This is a genomic window from Kitasatospora sp. NPDC087861 (assembly GCF_044742585.1).
In the GTDB taxonomy this organism is placed as follows: Bacteria; Actinomycetota; Actinomycetes; order Streptomycetales; family Streptomycetaceae; genus Kitasatospora.
The window spans coordinates 62,101-80,929 of the sequence record NZ_JBIUUS010000027.1 but is presented as its reverse complement, the minus strand read 5'-3'; the positions used below and the strand labels follow the sequence as shown (position 1 = coordinate 80,929).

Here is an 18,829-nt window from a genome sequence, read left to right as displayed (position 1 = left end):
ATGACCAACGACAGTGTCCTGTCGCCGGCGCAGCAGCGCCTGTGGTTCCTGAACCGCTTCCAGGAGGGCGCCGCCGGCCACACCCACACGGTGGCGCTGCGGCTGGCCGGAGACCTGGAGCTGGAGCAGCTGCGCGCCGCACTGGGCACCCTGGTCCGGCGGCATCCGCTGCTGGGCACCGTGCACCGCGAGGTCGAGGGCCGCTGCCGACCCGAACCCGCCCCCGACGGCGAGGCGTTCGCCGGGCTGCGGCCCGAGCCGGTCGCCGCCGACCGGCTCGACCAGGAGTTGGCCCGGGCCGGGGGCGAGGGCCTGGACCTCACCCGGGAGCCCCCGCTGCGGGCCCGGCTGCTGGCCACCGGGCCGGACGGCCACGTGCTGGTCCTGACGGTGCACGAGATCGCGGCCGACGAGCCGTCCCTCGGCCTGATCGTCGACGACCTGGCCCGGGCGTACGCGGCGGCCACCGCCGCACCGGCCGCCCCCGGCGCGCCGGAGCCCGCCCCGCAGTACGCCGCGGCGGCCGCCGCCGACCTGGAGCTGAACGGCACCCCCGAGCGGCCCGGCGACCGAGCCGCGGCCGAACTCGCCCACTGGCGCGCCACCTTGGACGGTGCGCCGGCGCAGCTCGACCTGCCCGTCGATCGGCCGCGGCCGGCCGTCACCCGGTACGCCGCCGACGAGTACCGCACCGAGCTGGACGGCCCGCTGTCCGCCTCCCTCGCCGAGCTGGCCGCCGACTGCGGCGCCACCGTCGAGGCGGTGCTGCACGCCGCGGTCGTGGCGCTGCTCGGCCGCTTCGGCGCCGGCGCCGACATCCCGCTGATCGGCAGCCTGCCCGGCCGCGACGACGCGCAGCGCGCCGCCGTGGTCGGCCCGCTGGCCAACCCGGTGGTGCTGCGGGTCGTGCGCCGGCCCGGCGCCTCCTTCCGCGAGCTGGTCCGCGACTGCGCGGCGGTCGCCGGCACGACCCGCCGCCACGGCGGCGTCCCGTTCGAGACCGTGGTCGGCGAGCTGCGGCCCGAACGCGCGCTCAACCGTCACCCGTTGGCCCAGGTGGCCTTCGACCTCGCCGAGGACCTGCCCGCCCGGCCGGACTTCGGCCCGCTCGACGCCCGCGTCGCCCGGCTGCCCCGCCGGCACTCCCCGTTCGACCTGCAGCTGCGCTTCCGCACCGCGCCCGACGGCCCGGGGCTGCGGCTGACCGTGGGCTACAGCACCGAGCTGTTCGACCCGGCGACGGTCCGTCGGCTCGCCGACGCGTTGCCGCGCCTGCTGGCCGCCGCCGTCGCCGCGCCGGACGGCGACCCGGACGGCTACGAGGTGCTGGACCCGGCCGAGCGGCACGCCCTGCTGACCGAGTGGAACGCCACCGACCGGCCGGTGCCCGAGGCCGACGTCTCCGCGCTGTTCCGGGCCCGGGCCGCCGCCCAGCCCGCACGCACCGCCCTGATCGCCGGCGACACCGTGCTCAGCTACGCCGAACTGGACGACCGGGCCGAGCGGTTGGCCGGCGAGCTGCGCCGTCACGGCGCCGCCCCGGGCCGGCTCGTCGCACTGGCGCTGCCGCGCTCCGCCGACCTCGTCGTCGCCCTGCTCGCGGTGGCCCGCACCGGCGCCGCCTACGTGCCGCTCGATCCCGACTACCCGGCCGACCGGATCGGCTACATCCTCGACCACGCCGCCCCCTCGGCGCTCGTCACCGACACCGCGACGGCCGGGCGGCTGCCCGCCACCGCGGCCCACCGGGTGCTGCTCGACGACGCGCAGGTGCGGGCCCGGCTCGCCGCCGGCGCCGCCCCGCAGGAGGGCCCGGCCGCGACGCCGGCCGACCCGGCCTACGTCATCTACACCTCCGGCTCCACCGGCCGCCCCAAGGGCGTGGTCATCAGCCGCCACGCGCTGACCAACTTCCTGGTCTCGATGGCCGACCTGTTCCCGCTGGCCGCCGAGGACGTCTGGACCTCCGTCACCACGATCGCCTTCGACATCGCCGCCCTGGAGCTCTACCTGCCGCTGGTCGCCGGTGCCACCGTGGTCCTCGCCGACCGGGCGAGCGTCACCGACCCGGCCGAGCTGGGCGCCCTGCTCGGCCGTACCGGCACCACCGTCATGCAGGCCACCCCCAGCCTCTGGCAGGCCCTGTGCGACGAGGTCCCGGAGGCGCTGCGCGGCCTGCGGATGCTGGTCGGCGGGGAGGCCCTGCCGGCCGCCCTCGCCGAGCGGATGCGCGCGCTCGGCAGCGAGGTCACCAACCTGTACGGGCCCACCGAGACCACCATCTGGTCCACCGCCGCCCGGCTCGACGACCGCCCCGGCGCGCCGACCATCGGCCGGCCGATCGGCAACACCCGGGTCCGCGTCCTCGACGAGGCGCTGCGCCTGGTGCCGGTCGGCGTCGCCGGCGAGCTGTACCTCGCCGGGGACGGCGTCGGCACCGGCTACCTGCACCGTGAGGACCTCACCCGGGACCGCTTCCTGCCCGACCCGTACGGCGCCGAGGGCGACCGGATGTACCGCACCGGCGACATCGTGCGCTGGGCCGCCGACGGCAACCTGGAGTACGTCGGCCGCGCCGACTTCCAGCTGAAGGTCCGCGGTTTCCGGATCGAGCCCGGCGAGATCGACGCCGTCCTGGAGCAGCACCCCGCGGTGGCCCGCGCCGTCACGGTGGCCCGCGAGTACGCCGCCGGCGACACCCGGCTGGTCGCCTACGTGGTGCCGGCCGGCGAGGGCGGCGCCGACCCGGCCGAGCTGCGCGCGCACGCCGCCGCGACGCTGCCCGGGTACATGGTGCCGGCCGTGGTGGTGCCGATCCCCGAGATCCCGCTGACCCCCAACGGCAAGACCGACCGGGCCGCGCTCCCGGACCCGGGCACCGCCGCGGCCGGCACCGGGCACGGGCCGCGCAGCGCCCGCGAGGAGCAGCTGTGCGACCTGTTCTGCGAGGTGCTCGGCGTCGCCTCGATCGGCGTCGAGGACAGCTTCTTCGACCTCGGCGGCCACTCCCTGCTCGCCACCCGGCTGATCGGGCGGATCCGCTCGGTGCTGGACGTCGAGGTGCCGATCCGCACCCTGTTCGAGTCGCCCACCGTCGCCGGGCTGGCCGGCCGGCTGGGCAGCGAACCCGCCCGCCGGGCCGGGCTGGTACCGGTCGGGCGCGAGCGGCCGCTGCCGCTCTCCTACGGCCAGCAGCGGCTCTGGTTCCTGTACGACTACGAGTCCCAGGGCACCGAGTACAACTCGCCGCTCGGGCTGCGGCTGACCGGGCCGCTCGACCGCGACGCCCTCGGGCGCGCCGTCGACGCCCTGGTGGCCCGGCACGAGGCGCTGCGCACCACCTTTGCCACCGAGGACGGCCAGGGCGTGCAGGTCGTGCACGCCCCCGGCCACCGGGCGGTGCGCTTCACCGACCTCGCGGCCGGGGGGCGCGCCGAGGAGCTCGACGCGCTGCTGCGCACCGAGCTGAGCCGCTCCTTCGACCTGCGCGGCGGCCCGCTGCTGCGTCCGTGGCTGATCCGGCTGGGCGACGCCGAGCACCTGCTCGTCCTGGACATGCACCACATCGTCACCGACGGCTGGTCCAAGGAGGTGATGGCCCGGGAACTCGTCGCCCTGCTCGACCAGGAGGCCACCGGCCGGCCCGCCTCGCTGAGCCCGCTGCCACTGCAGTACGCCGACTTCGCGGTGCACCAGCACGGCGAGCGCGGCGAGCGGGAGGCCGCCGACCTCGCCTACTGGAAGCGCCAACTCGACGGCGTGGTACCACTGGAGCTGCCCACCGACCGGCCCCGGCCCGCCACCCGCGCGACCCGGGGCGCCGGCCACCCCTTCGAGCTCGGCCCCGAGCTGGTGGCCGCCCTCACCCGGCTCTGCCGCCGGGAGGGCATCACCCTGTTCACCGCGCTCACGGCGGGCGTCCAGCTGCTGCTCTCCCGCTACGCGCGCCAGCGCGACGTCGCGGTCGGCACCATCGTCTCCGGCCGCGAGCACAGCGAACTCGAGGACGTGCTCGGCTTCTTCGTGAACACGCTGGTGCTGCGCGCCCGGACCACCCCGGAGACGACCGTCGGCGCCTTCCTGGCCGACGTCCGGCAGGGCGTCCTGGACGCCTTCACCCACCAGCACCTGCCGTACGACCGGCTGATCGACGAGCTCAAGCCGGACCGCGACCCCAGCCGCACGCCGCTGATCCAGGCCGCGCTGATGCTGAAGCGGGCCCAGGACGTGCTCCCCGGCCCCGACGGCCTGCGGGTCGAGGAGACCGCGCTGCCGCGGATGCACGCGCTGTTCGACATCGGCTTCGAGTTCGAGGAGCGGGACGGCCGGCTCGGCGGCCTGGTCGAGTACAGCACGGCGCTCTTCGACCCGGAGACCGTCGCCCGGATCGCCGGCCACCTCACCGTGCTGCTGGAGGGCATGGCGGCCGACCCGGACCGGCTCGTCGACGAACTCCCGCTGATGGTCGAGGAGGAGCGCCGGCTGGTCACCACCGGCTGGAACGCCACCGCGACCGAGGCCCGGTTCCACACGGAGACCATCCACGGGCTGGTGGCCGAACAGACCCGCAGTACCCCGGACGCCGTGGCCGTGCGGACCGCGGACCGCACCCTGACCTTCGCCGAACTCGACGCGCTGACGGACGCGTTGGCCCACCGGCTGGTGGACCGCGGGGTCGGCCCGGGCACCGTCGTCGGCGTCCGCACCCGGCGCGCCGCCGAGATGACGATCGCCCAGCTCGCCGTGCTCAAGGCCGGCGGCGCCTACCTGCCGCTGGACCCCGAACTGCCCGACGACCGGACGGCCTACGTGATCGAGGACGCCGCGGTGCCGGTGCTCCTCACCCAGCGGGACCTGCCCGGCCCGCAGGTGCCGGCCGGCGTCGAGGTGCTGTACGTGGAGGACGCCGAGCCCGGCGCGCACACCGGACCGCCCGAGGTCGCCGTCGGCCCGTCGGACCTCGCGTACGTGATCTACACCTCGGGCTCCACCGGCAAGGCCAAGGGCGTCCTGATCGAGCACCGCGGGGTGGTCAACCTCTGCGACTGGTACCGGGACTTCTTCGACGCCCGGCCGGGCGACCGGGCCACCCAGATGGTGCCCCCCGGCTTCGACCCCACGGTGCTGGAGCAGTGGGGCGCCCTCGCCTGCGGCGTCGAGATCAGCTTCGTGCCCGACCACGTCCTGGAGGACCCGCACCTGCTCGCCGGCTGGATCGTCGAGCAGGAGATCACCCTCATCCTCATCCCGGCGCCGCGCCTGGAGGCCCTGCTCGACCAGCCCGCGCTCCACCGGGGCCGGGTGCGCCACATCCTCACCGGCGCCGACGTGGTGCGCCGCCGGCTGCCGCGCGGCACCGCCTTCTCGCTGTCCAACCTGTACGGCCCGACCGAGACCACCGTGCTCACCACCGGCACGGTGCTGGAGTCGGAGGAGGACGCCCCGGTCGGGCGGCTGCCCTCGATCGGCCGGCCCATCGCCAACACCACCGGCTACGTGCTCGACGAGCGCCGCGAGCCCGTCCCGGTGGGCGTCCCCGGCGAACTCTTCGTCGGTGGCGCCGGCGTGGCCCGCGGCTACCTGGGCCGGCCGGAGCTCACCGAGGAGCGGTTCGTCCCGGACCACCTCGCCGCCACCGCCGGTGCGCGGCTGTACCGCACCGGCGACCTCGTCCGCTGGCTGCCCGACGGCACGATCGAGTTCCTCGGCCGGATCGACAACCAGGTCAAGGTGCGCGGCTACCGGATCGAGCTGGGCGAGATCGAGACCGCGCTGCTCGACGACGAGACGGTCGAGCAGACCGCGGTGGTCACCCGGACCCAGCCGTCCGGGCAGACCGTGCTGACCGGCTACGTGGTGCCCGCGGACGGCGTCGCCGACCCGGAGAAGATCCGGGCCCGGCTCGCCGAGCGGCTGCCCGGCTACATGGTCCCCCCGGTCGTCGTCGTCCTGGACGCGTTCCCGATGACCACGAGCGGCAAGATCGACCGGCGGGCCCTGCCGGAACCGGTGGAACAGCGGCCCGCCGCCGAGCCCACCGCCCCGCGTGACGAGACCGAGGAGGCCCTGGCCCGGATCTGGGCCGAGGTGCTGGGCGTGCCCGTCGTGGGAGCCGAGGACAACGTCTTCGACCACGGCGCCAACTCGGTCCTCACGCTGCAGGTCACCGCCCGGATCCGGGAGGTGTTCGGCGTCGGTGTCTCGGCGCGGCACGTGTTCGCCGCCCGCACCGTGGCGGCCCTGGCGGACCAGGTCCGCAAGCAAGTACTCGACGACGTGCGCCGGACACCGGCGGACCGGAAGACGACGCGCGGTGCCGCGCGGGGGAGCAAACGATGACAGACCAGCGACACAGTGACGGCACCACGGCCGAGGGGCAGGACGCCGACGAGATCCTGCGGCAGCGGCTGGCGGCCGCCGGCGGCGGCGACCGCGACGCGATCCGCCCCGGCGGCGACGGGCCCGCCCCGCTCTCCTTCGGCCAGGAACGCCTCTGGTTCCTCCAGGAGTTCGAGACCGACGCGGTGGAGTACACCACCTCGTTCGGCATCCGGCTGCGCGGCGACCTGGACCTGGACGCGCTGCGCACCGCGCTGACCGGCCTGGTCGAGCGGCACGAGCCGCTGCGCACCGTCTTCGCCACCGAGGACGGCGTGGCCCGCCAGGAGGTCCGCGCCGCCTACACCCCGGACACCGAGCCGGTGGACCTGACCGCGCTGGGCGCCGAGGAGCGCGAGGCCGAGTTCGCCGCGCTGCTGCGCCGCGAGCTGGCCACCCCCTTCGACCTGTCGAGCGGCCCGCTGCTGCGCTCCACGGTGGTCCGGCACGCTCTGGACGACCACGCGCTCTTCCTCAACCTGCACCACATCGCCGCCGACGGCTGGTCCAAGGGCCTGCTGGTCAACGAGCTGGGCGAGCTCTACCGGGCCGCCGTCGAGGGTCGCCCGCACACCCTCGCCCCGCTGCCGGTCAGCTACCGGGACTACTCCCGCTGGCAGCGCGAGCGCTGCACCGACGACCTCATGGCCGGGCAACTGGACTACTGGCGCGATGAGTTGGCGGACATCCAGCCGCTGGAGCTGCCGACCGACCGACCCCGCCCGGCGGTGCGCACCACCGTCGGCGCCCTGCACGCCTTCCGGGTCGACGCCAAGGTCGCCACGGGCCTCGACGCGCTCGGCGCCGAACGCGGCACCACGCTGTTCGCCGTGCTCGCCGCCGCCACCCAGGTGCTGCTGGCCCGGCACACCGGCCAGCGCGCCGTCGGCCTGGGCACGGTGTCGGTGGGCCGCGACCGCTCCGAACTGGAGCCGCTGGTCGGCTTCTTCGTCAACACCCTGGTCCTGCACGGCCGGATCGACCTGGACGAGCCCTTCGGCGAGCTGCTGGAGCGCACCACCGACCAGCTCTGGGACGCCCTGAGCAACCAGGACGTCCCCTTCCACCGCCTGGTGGACGAGATCCAGCCCGAGCGCGACCCGAGCCGCACCCCGCTGGTGCAGGCCGCCCTCGTGCTGCAGAACGCGCCCGGCGGCCTGCCCGACTTCGGCGGCCCGGCCGTCGAGGAGTTCCGCGCGCCGTCGGTGTCCTCCATCTTCGACCTGACGCTGGAGTTCACCCCGACCGAGGACGGCTCGCTGGGCGGGACGGTGGAGTACAACACCGACCTGTTCGACGCCGCCACCATCGAGGCGCTCTGCGCCCGGCTGCTGCTCCTGCTGGAGGGCGTCGCCGCCGACGCCGACCGCCCGGTCGGCGACCTGCCGCTGCTCACCGCCGCCGAACTCGTCACCGTCACCCGTGACTGGGCCGAGAACCGGGTGCCCTATCCGGCCGACCGGACCGTCCACTCGCTGGTCGCCGAGCAGGCCGCGGCCACCCCGGACGCCGTCGCCGTCACCGCCGCCGACGGTGAGCTGACGTACCGCCGGCTCGACGAGCGGGCCGACCGGCTGGCCCGCCTGCTGCTGGACCGCGGCGCCCGCCCCGGCCAGTACGTCGCGGTCTGCCTGCCCCGCGGCACGGACCTGGTGGTCGCCCTGCTGGCCGTGCTCAAGGCCGGCTGCACCTACGTGCCGCTGGACCCGGACTACCCGGCCGACCGGCTGGAGTTCATGCTCGCCGACACCGCGGCCGCGCTCTGCGTCACCGACCGGGACCTGCTCGAACGGCTGCCCGACCTGGCCGTCCCGGCCCTGCTGCCCGCCGAGTGCGCGGCCGAGCTGGCCGCCCTCCCGGCCGGACCGCCGCAGACCGACGCGGGCCCGGAGAGCGCCGCCTACGTCATCTACACCTCCGGCTCCACCGGCAAACCCAAGGGCGTCGTGGTCGAGCACCGCTCCATCGTCCGGCTGGTCCACGGGGCCGACTACGCCCCGCTGCAGGCCGACGACGTGGTGGCGCAGGTCGCCGACGCCACCTTCGACGCGGCGACCTTCGAGTTCTGGGCGCCGCTGGTGGTCGGGGCCCGGATCGCCGTCATCACCAAGGACGTCCTGCTCGACCCGCCGGCCTTCGCCGCCGCGCTGCGCTCGACCGGGACCACCGCGATGTTCCTCACCGCCGGCGTCTTCAACCAGGTCGTCGGCCTGGAGCCGACCGCCTTCGGCGGCCTGCGCCACCTGCTGGTCGGCGGCGAGGCGCTCAACCCGCGCCGGATCGCGGAGCTGCTGGCCGGCGGACGGCCGCCGCAGCGGCTGGTCAACGGCTACGGGCCGACCGAGACCACCACCTTCGCCGTCTCCCACCTGATCCGCGAGACCGACGGCGTACGGGCCATCCCGATCGGACGCCCGATCTCCAACACCGCGGTGTACGTCCTCGACGAGCGCCGCCGGCCCGTCCCGCCCGGCACCCCCGGCGAACTCTGGATCGCCGGCCCCGGCGTCGCGCGCGGCTACCTGGGCCGGCCGGAGCTGACCGAGGAGCGCTTCCAGCCCTCGCCGTTCGCGGCCGGGAGCGGCGAGCGGATGTACCGCACCGGGGACGTGGTGCGCTGGGCCGACGGCCTGGTCGAGTACCTCGGCCGCGCCGACACCCAGGTCAAGGTGCGCGGCTACCGGATCGAGCCCGCCGAGGTCGAGGCCGTCCTGGAGGCCCACCCCGCGGTGGCCGAGGCCCTGGTGGTCGCCCTCGCCGACGGCGACCACAAGCGGCTGGTCGGCTACCTGCGCGCCGAGCCCGCCGCCGTGCTCGCGCCGCTCGACCTGCGCGCGTTCGCCGAGGAGCGGCTGCCCTCCTACAGCGTGCCGACCGCCTTCGTCACCCTCGACGCCTTCCCGCTCACGCCCAACGGCAAGGTCGACGTCCGGGCCCTGCCCGCGCCCGACACCACCCTGGAGCGGGAGGACTACCGGGCCCCCGAGGAGCCGGCCGAGCAGGCGCTCGCCCAGGTCTGGTCGGAGGTGCTCGGCATCGCCCGGGTCGGCGCCGACGACAACTTCTTCGAGCTCGGCGGCGACTCCATCCTGAGCATCCAGGTGGTCGCCAAGGCCCGCCGGGCCGGACTCGTCATCACCTCGAAGGACATCTTCTCCCGGCAGTCGCTGGCCGACCTCGCCCGCGCCGCCCGGCCGGTGGAGGAGGCGCCGGTCGTCCAGGCCGACGCCGACGACCACGAGCCGGCCCCGCTCGGCCCCGTCCAGGAGTGGTTCTTCGCCCACCACACCCGCGGCGCCCACCACTTCAACCAGTCCGTGCTGATCACCCTGGACGGCGCGGTCGACGAGCCGGCGCTGGCCCGCGCCCTGGCCGGCCTCGTCCGCCGGCACGACGCCCTGCGCACCCGCTTCACCACCGGCCCCGACGGCCGGCGGCTCCAGGTCGTCACCGCGCCGGACGCCGACGCCCCGCCGGCCGAGGCCCGGATCGAGCGGGTCAGCCTCGGCCAGGCCGCCCCCGAGGAGCGCGCCGCCGCCATGCGCACCCTCGCCGAGGCCGCCCAGGCCTCGCTGGACCCGGCCGAGGGGCCGCTGGTGCGCACCCTGCTGTTCGACCACGGCACCGAACCCGCGCGCCTGCTGATCACCGTGCACCACCTGGCCGTGGACGGCGTCTCCTGGCGGATCCTGCTGGAGGACCTGGAGAGCGCCTACCGGCAGGCCGTCCGCGGCGAGGACGTCGACCTGGGCCCGGCCGCCACGTCGTACCGCGCCTGGGCGCGCCGCCTCGCCGCCTTCACCCGGGGCGGCGGCCTGGACGCCGAACTGGACCACTGGGCCCGCCCCGTACCGGTCGGCTCCGCCGACCTGCCCACCGACCGGGAGGGCCGCAACACCGTCGGCGACACCCGCGCGGTCTCCGCCGGCCTCGACGCCGAGCGCACCCGGCAGCTGCTGCAGGACGTGCCCGCCGTCTACCGCACCCAGGTCAACGACGTCCTGCTGACCGCACTCGGCCGCGCGCTCGCCCGCTTCACCGGCCGGGCCCGCACCCTGATCACCCTGGAGGGCCACGGCCGCGAGGAGATCCTGGACGGCACCGACATCTCCCGGACGGTCGGCTGGTTCACCTCGATCTTCCCGGTGCTGCTGGAGTCCCCGGCCGACCGCCCGCTGGGCCGGCTCATCCGGGACACCAAGGAACTGCTGCGCGCCGTGCCCGGCCGCGGCGCCGGCTACGGCCCGCTGCGCTACCTGAGCGGCGACGACCCGAAGGCCCGCGCCCTGGCCGGGGCGCCGCAGCCGCTGGTGAGCTTCAACTACCTCGGCCAGTGGAGCGACGCCGCGGCCGGCAGCGAGCTGTTCCGCGCCGTCGAGCCGGACTACGGCCTGGACCACCACCCGGACGAGGAGCGGCCGCACCTGCTGGACATCGTCGGCGAGGTCCGGCACGGCGTGCTGAGCTTCGACTTCCACTACGCGCCGCAGCGCCACGACCAGGCCACCGTGCAGCGTCTCGCCGACGACTTCGCGGCGGCCCTGACCGAGCTCGTCGAGCACTGCCTGACGCCCGGCGCCGGCGGCGCCACCCCCGGGGACTTCCCGCTGCTCACCCTCGACCAGGCGACGGTCGACCGGCTGGTGCCGGCCGGCTCCACGGTCGAGGACATCCACCCGCTGACCCCGATGCAGAGCGGGATGCTCTTCCACACCCTCAACCAGGACGGCGTCGGCGCCTACTCCGACCACGTCGCCTTCCGGCTGGAGGGCGTGCGGGACGTCGACGCGCTGGCCGCCGCCTGGCAGCAGGTGGTCGACCGCACCCCCGTGCTGCGCACCCGGCTGGTCTGGGACGGCGTCCCCGAGCCCGTCCAGGTGGTCGAGCGCACCGCGAAGCTGACGGTGCGCCACCTCGACTGGACCGGCCTGCCCGCCGCCGAGCTCGACCGCCGGCTGAAGGCGCTGATCGACGAGGAGCGCGCCACCGGGATCGAGCTGTCCCGGGCGCCGCTGATGCGGCTCGCCCTGGCGCGCGAGGACGAGCGGACCGTCCGCGTCGTGTGGACCTTCCACCACGCGGTGCTGGACGGCTGGAGCACCTCGCACCTGTTCGCCGACCTCTTCGCCGTCTACCAGGCACTCACCGACGGCCGGGGCAAGGCCCCGGTCCTGCCCGAGCGCCGGCCGTTCCGCGACTACGTCGCCTGGCTGGCCCGGCAGGACAAGGACGCGGCGGCCGCCCACTGGAGCGCCCTGCTGGGCGACCTGGACGCGCCGACCCCGCTGCCGTTCGGCCGCTCGGTGCCCCAGGGCCACGAGTCCCAGTCCGCCGGCCAGGTCCGGGTGGGCCTGTCCGGCGCCGAGACCGACGCGCTGGTCGCGATGGTCCGCCGCCACCGGCTCACCCTCAACACCGCCGTCCAGGGCGCCTGGGCGATCCTGCTGGCCCGCCACTCGGGGCAGCGCGACGTCTGCTTCGGCACCACCGTGGCCGGCCGCCCGACCGACCTGCCGGGCGCCGACACCATGGTCGGCAACCTGCTCAACACCCTGCCGCTGCGCACCGAGGTCGACCAGGACGTGCCGCTGGTGGAGTGGCTGGCGGCGCTGCAGGCCGACCAGGCCGAGTCCCGGCGGTTCGAGCACTCCTCGATCGCCGAGATCCAGCGCAGCAGCAAGGTCCCGCGCGGCAGCGCCCTGTTCCAGACCCTGGTGGTGTTCGAGAACTACCCCGGCAACGGGGCGGCCGCCGAACGCCACGGACTGCGGCTGAGCGACGTCCGCGCCGTCGACACCACCAGCTTCACCCTCGACCTCACCGCCTACGACGACGACGGCTCGCTGACCCTGCTGCTCTCCTACGACCCGGCGCTCTACGACCGGGCCCAGGCCGAGGTGCTGGCCGACCAGCTCGCCGTCCTGCTCGGCAGCATGCCGAGCGCCCCCGGCCAGCGGGTCGGCGACGTCCCGATGCTGTCGCTGCGCGCCCGCGACCGGGTCCTGTACGAGTGGAACGACACCGGCACCCCGGGGGCGGACGCCTGCCTGCACGAGCTGATCGCCGAGCAGGCGCAGCAGACCCCGGACGCCGAGGCGGTGGTCTTCGAGGACACCGTGCTGACCTACGCGGAGCTGGACGCCCGGGCGAACCGGCTGGCCCAGCACCTGGTCGGGCAGGGCATCGGCCCGGAGACCGTGGTCGCCATCTGCCTGGAGCGCGGCCCCGACACCGTGGTCGCCGCCCTCGGCGTCCTCAAGGCCGGCGCCGCCTACCTGCCGCTGGACCCCTCCCACCCCGCCGAGCGGCTGCGCCTGGTGCTGGACGACAGCGCCGCCGCGATGCTCGTCACCCAGCGCGAGCTCGCCGAGCGGCTCCCGCTGTGCGACGCGACCGTGCTCTGCCTGGACGCCGACCGCGCGGAGATCGACAGCTGGCCCGCCGAGGCGCCCAGCACCGAGGTGACCCCGGACAACCTCGCCTACGTCATCTACACCTCCGGCTCCACCGGCAAGCCCAAGGGCGTCACGGTCGAGCACCGCAGCGTCGCCCGGGCCGCCGCGGCCTGGCGGGAGGCGTACCGGCTCGACCAGGGCCCGGTGCGCCAACTCAACCTCGCCAGCATGGCCTTCGACGTCTTCGTCTCCGACCTGACGCACGCGCTGACCGCCGGCGGCACGCTGGTGCTCTGCCCGAAGGACGCCACCACCGACCCGGTCCGCCTGCTCGACCTGATGGAGCGCCGGGGCGTCACCCACGTCGAGACGGTGCCCTCGCTGGCGAACGCGCTGGCCGACGAGGCCGCCCGCACCGGCCGGACCTTCCCGCCGCTGCGCTACCTGGCCGTCGGCTCGGACAACTGGCGCACCGACGACTGCCGGCGGCTGCTGAAGAGCGTCGCCCCCGGCACCGTCGTGCTCAACTCCTACGGCGTCACCGAGGCGACCGTCGAGTCCTCGTACTTCACCGTCACCCCGCAGAGCCTGCCGGACGTCGCGAGCGTGCCGATCGGCCGGCCCATCCCGGGCACCCGGATGTACGTCCTGGACGCGGACCTGGAGCCGCTGCCGGTCGGCGTCGTCGGCGAGCTCTACCTCGGCGGCACCGGCGTCACCCGGGGCTACCTCAACCGCCCCGACCTCACCGAGGAGCGCTTCTCCGCCGACCCGTTCACGCCCTACCCCGACGGCCGGCTCTACCGCACCGGCGACCAGGCACGCTACCTGCCCACCGGCGACATCGAGTTCCTCGGCCGCGGCGACGACCAGGTCAAGATCCGCGGCTTCCGGGTGGAACTCGCCGAGATCGAGGCCGTCCTGCGCCGCCACCCCGACGTCCTCGACGCCGTCGCGGCGCTGCGCACCGAACCCGGCGCCGTCCTGACCGGGTACGTCGTGTCCCGGCCCGGCACCGCGCCGGAGAGCGCCGAACTGCGGCGCTACCTGGAGGGCTCGCTGCCCCGCCACATGGTGCCGCAGGCCTTCGTCCGGCTCGACCGGCTGCCGCTGAACGCCAACGGCAAGGTCGACCGGCGGGCCCTGCCCGCGGCGGCCGCCACCGACCGCCCGGTCGTCACCAGGACCGCCCCCAGGACGCCCGCCGAGCAGGCCCTCGCCGGGCTCTGGGCGGAGGTCTTCCGGGTGCCGGAGGTCGGCGTCGACGACAACTTCTTCGACCTGGGCGGTGACTCGATCCTGAGCATCCAGGTCGTCTCCCGGGCGCGGCAGCTGGGCCTGCGCCTCAGCTCGCAGGACATCTTCAGCCACCAGACCATCGCCGGGATCGCCGCGGCGATCACCACCCACGAACCCGAGGAGCCGGCCGGCGTGAACACCGAACCCGTCACCGGAAGGGCGCCGCTGACCCCGATCCAGCGGGCCTTCTTCCAGCACCACACCAAGGCCCCCCAGCACAGCACCATGTCCGTGCTGGCCGAACTGCGGGAGCTCCCGGACGAGGCGCACCTGCGCACCGCGCTCGACGCGCTCCTCACCCACCACGACGCCCTGCGCACCCGCTTCCGCACCGTCTACGGCCGCTGGCAGCAGGAGATCGCCGCCCCTGGCGACGGCTGGCCGCTGGAGCGGCTGGACCTCACCCTGGAGGCCGACCCGGAGGGCGCGCTGCTGGCCGCCGCCACCGCCGCCCAGTCCGGCTTCGACCTGGCCGAGGGCCCGCTGGTCCGGGCTGTGCTGGCCGACCTGGGCGGCACCGCGGGCGCCCGGCTCTTCCTCACCGCCCACCACCTGGTGGTCGACGCGGTGTCCTGGCAGATCCTGCTGGGCGACCTGGAGACGGCCTACCGGCAGGCGGCCGAGGGCCGGCCGGTCGACCTGGGCCCGCGCAGCACCTCCTTCCTCGACTGGTCCCGGCGCCTGTCCGAGCACACCGCGGTCGGCGGCTTCGACGAGGAGCTCGACCACTGGTTCGCGGCCGGCCGCGCGGGCGGCGAGCCGCTGCCCGCCGACCTCACCGGCACCCCGACCGTCGCCACCGCCGCCGCCGTCCGGGTCGGCCTGGACGCGGAGAGCACCGACGCGCTGCTGCGCGAGGTCCCCGCGGTCTACCGCACCCAGGTCAACGACGTCCTGCTGACCGCGCTCGCCCGGGTGCTCGCCGACTGGACCGGTGGCTCCACCGTCCTGGTGGACCTGGAGGGCCACGGCCGCGAGGAGATCTTCGACGACGTCGACCTGAGCCGCACCACCGCCTGGTTCACCACCTCCTTCCCGGTCGCCCTGGAGACCGCCGACGGCGCCGACTGGGGCGCCCGGCTGCGCTCGGTCAAGGAGCAGCTGCGGGCCGTCCCGCAGCGCGGCATCGGCTACGGCGCGCTGCGCCACCTCAGCCCGGCCGGGGCGCCCGGCGAGCTGCTGGCCGAACAGCCCCGCGCCCAGGTCGGCTTCAACTACCTCGGCCGGGTGGTCGACGGCCACGACGGCGGCCTGCTGCACGACGTGCGGCTCGGCTACGGCACCGAGCAGTCGCCCGAGGAGCTGCTGGAGTACCCGCTCGACATCGTCGCCTACGTGCGCGACGGCAAGCTCGGCTTCGAGCTGTTCCACTCCACCGCGACCCACACCGCCGAGACCGTCCAGCGGGTCGGCGAGCAGCTGGTCGAGGCGCTGCGCGGCATCGTCGCGCACTGCCGCGAGGCCGGCGCCGCCGCCTCCGGGGCCACCCCCTCGGACTTCCCGCTCGCCCGGGTCGACCAGCCGCTGCTCGACGAGCTGACCGGGCAGGGCCGGATCGCCGACCTCTACCCGGCCACGCCGATGCAGCACGGCCTGCTGTTCCACAGCCTCACCGAGGAGGGCGAGGGCGTCTACCTCGGCCAGCTGTCCTTCCTGCTGGAGGGCGGCGTGGACGCGGACGCCTTCGCCGAGGCCTGGCAGCGCCTCGCCGACCGGACCCCGATGCTGCGCACCGCCTTCGCCCGGGTGGACACCGACCAGCCGCTCCAGGTCGTCCGCGAGCACGTCACGGTGCCGGTCGAGCGGCTGGACTGGCGCGCCCTGGCGGAGTCCGAGCGCGAGCAGCGGCTCGCCGCCTTCCTCGCCGAGGACCGCACCCGCGGCATCGACCTGGCCGTGGCGCCGCTGATGCGCCTGGCCCTGATCGACGAGCCGGACGGCGCCCTGCGGGTCGTCTGGACCTCGCACCACCTGCTGCTGGACGGCTGGAGCAGCGCCGAGCTGGTCTCCGAGGTGGTCGACGACTACCTGCGGCTGACCGGTCACGACCGGCCCGGGCCGGCCGCCCGCCGCCCGTTCCGCGACTACGTCGCCTGGCTCGGCGAGCAGGACCTGGGCGAGGCCGAGCGCTACTGGCGGGAGCTGCTGGACGGCTTCACCGCCCCGACCGCCCTGCCCGCCGACCGGGCCGGCGAGGAGGCGGCCCGCCAGGGCAGCGAGGCGACCAGCGTCTTCCAGCTGGAGCCGGAGGTCACCGCGCGCCTCGCCGAGGTCGCCCGGCGCCACCGGCTCACCACCAACACCCTCGCCCAGGGCGCCTGGGCGCTGATGCTCTCGCGCTACTCGGGGGAGCGGGAGGTCTGCTTCGGCTCGGCCGTCTCCGGCCGCCCCGCGGACCTGCCGGACGTCGAGTCGATGATCGGCCTGTTCATCAACAACCTGCCGGTGCGGGTCGAGGTCCGGCCCGAGCAGCCCGTCCTCGACTGGCTCGGCGACCTCCAGCGCGGCCAGGTCCAGGCCCGCAGCTACGAGTACGTCTCGCTGGCCCAGATCCGCGGCTGGACCGGACTGCCCGCCGGGGTCGACCTGTTCGACAGCTACGTGGTCGTCGAGAACTACCCCTTCGACGGCGAGATGGGCTCCGACCAGGGCATCCGGATCCGCGACGTGCGCTCCCAGGAGCCCACCAGCTACGCCATGGTGCTCGCGGTCTTCGCCGGCGAGCAGCTGTCCTTCCGGCTCGCCTACGACCCCGGGCTCTTCGACGCCGACACCGCCGACCGGGTCACCGGCGACCTGCGGGCCCTGCTGGAGGAGATCGCGGACGAGCCCGAGCGCACCCTCGCCGAGCTGCGCGCGCTGGCCCCCGCCCACCGGGAGCGGCTGCTCACCGGGCACAACGAGACCACCACCGCGCTCAGCACCGACGCCCTGGTGCCCGAGCAGTTCGCCCGCCGGGCCGCGGCCACCCCGCAGGCCGTCGCCCTGGTCCACGACGGCGAGCGGATCACCTTCGCCGAGCTGGACGAGCGGGCCAACCGGCTCGCCCACCACCTCGCCGACCGGGGCGTCGGCCCCGAGGTGCCGGTCGCCGTCTGCCTGCGGCGCGGCCCCGGCCTGATCACCGGGCTGCTCGCGGTGCTCAAGGCGGGCGGCGTGTACACCCCGCTGGACCCGGCCGCCCCGGTCGAGCGCCTGCGGCTGCTGGTCGACGACGTCAAGCCCCGGGTGGTGATCACCGACGAGGCCGCGAGCGCCGCGCTGCCGCTGCCCGCGGACGTCGCGGTGATCGTCCCGGAGCGCGAGCACGAGGAGATCGCGGCCCGCCCCGGCACCGCGCCCGAGGTGGCCCTCGCCCCGGAGCACGCCGCCTACGTCATCCACACCTCCGGCTCCACCGGCCGGCCCAAGGGCGTGCTGATCCAGCACGGCAGCCTGGCCAACCTGCTGGACAGCCACCTGCGCACCGTCTTCAACCCGCTGCGCGAGGCCTGCGGCGACCGGCAGGTCCGGGTGGCCCACCTGGCGCCCGCCTCCTTCGACGCCTCCTGGAACCCGGTGCTGTGGATGGTCGCCGGCCACGAGCTGCACCTGGTCGACGACGAGGTCCGGCGCGACGCGCACGCCCTGGTCGCCTACCGTGCCGAGCAGCGGATCGACTTCCTGCAGACCACCCCGTCCTGGTTCCGCCAGCTCGACGACGCCGGACTGCTCGCCGCGGGCGCGCACCCGCTGCGCGGGGCGGCGCTCGGCGGCGAGGCGATCGGCCAGGCCCAGTGGGACCGGCTGCGCGCCCAGTCCGACCTGATCGCCTACAACTTCTACGGGCCCACCGAGGCCACCGTGGACGCGCTGGTCTCCCGGCTCGCCGACAGCCCCCGGCCCGTCCTCGGCCTGCCCGTCCAGAACGTCCGGGCCTACGTCCTGGATCCGGACCGTAACCTCGCCCCGGTCGGCGCGCCCGGCGAGCTGTACCTGGGCGGCGACGGCCTCGCCCGCGGCTACCTGGGCCGCCCCGAGCTGACCGAACAGGCCTTCCTGGTCGCGCCGTTCGACCCGAAGGAGCGGCTGTACCGCACCGGTGACCGGGTCCGCCGGCGGTCCGACGGCCGGCTGGAGTTCCTCGGCCGGCTCGACGACCAGGTCAAGCTGCGCGGCTACCGGATCGAGCCGGGCGAGATCACCGCAGCCCTGGACGATCACCCGGGCGTCGCCGAGTCCGTCGTCCTGGTCCGCGGCGAGGCCGAGCACGCCCGCCTGGTCGCGTACCTGCGCCCGGCCGCGGGCGGCGCCCCCGGCGGCACCGAACTCGCCGGCTACCTCGCGGAGCGGCTCCCGGCCCACCTGGTGCCGGCGGCCTTCGTCGAGCTGGAGTCCTTCCCGCTCACCCGGCACGGCAAGATCGACCGGGCCGCGCTGCCCGACCCGGCCGAGACGGCCGTCGAGGCCGCCGAGGCCTGGGTGGAGCCGCGCGACGAGACCGAGAAGCTGATCGCCCGGATCTGGTCCGAGACCCTGCACGTGGAGCGGGTCGGCGCGCACGACAGCTTCTTCGCGCTCGGCGGCCAGTCCCTGACCAGTGTTCAGGCGATCACCAGGATCAAGCAGACCTTCGGCGTCCGGATCGCCTTCCGCAGCCTCCTCGAGAACCCCACCGTGTCGGCGGTCGCCCGACTCGTCGAGGACGCGCTGCTGGAGGAGCTGGAGCGAGAGGCCGCGCGCCAGTCGGCGCCGGCGGGGGAGTAGGGGCAACCGAC

General features: G+C 75.4%; 2 protein-coding genes. Both read left to right on the top strand.

The window, feature by feature from the left end; genetic code table 11:
* On the top strand, positions 1–6,339 hold the full coding sequence (locus ACIOJE_RS30670; RefSeq protein ID WP_400780662.1) for an amino acid adenylation domain-containing protein: 6,339 nt from the start codon (positions 1–3) through the stop codon (positions 6,337–6,339).
* Positions 6,336–18,818 (top strand): amino acid adenylation domain-containing protein, encoded by a 12,483-nt coding sequence (locus ACIOJE_RS30665; RefSeq protein WP_400780660.1) that lies wholly within the window; start codon positions 6,336–6,338, stop codon positions 18,816–18,818. Before ACIOJE_RS30670 ends, ACIOJE_RS30665 begins: the two co-directional genes overlap by 4 nt.
* Positions 18,819–18,829: the final 11 nt, after the last annotated feature.

What these genes read in the sequence shown, in the direction of transcription:
- ACIOJE_RS30670 (WP_400780662.1), top strand. Translation starts at nt 1, where the DNA reads ATGACCAACGACAGTGTCCTGTCGCCGGCGCAGCAGCGCCTGTGGTTC.
- ACIOJE_RS30665 (WP_400780660.1), top strand. Translation starts at nt 6,336, where the DNA reads ATGACAGACCAGCGACACAGTGACGGCACCACGGCCGAGGGGCAGGAC.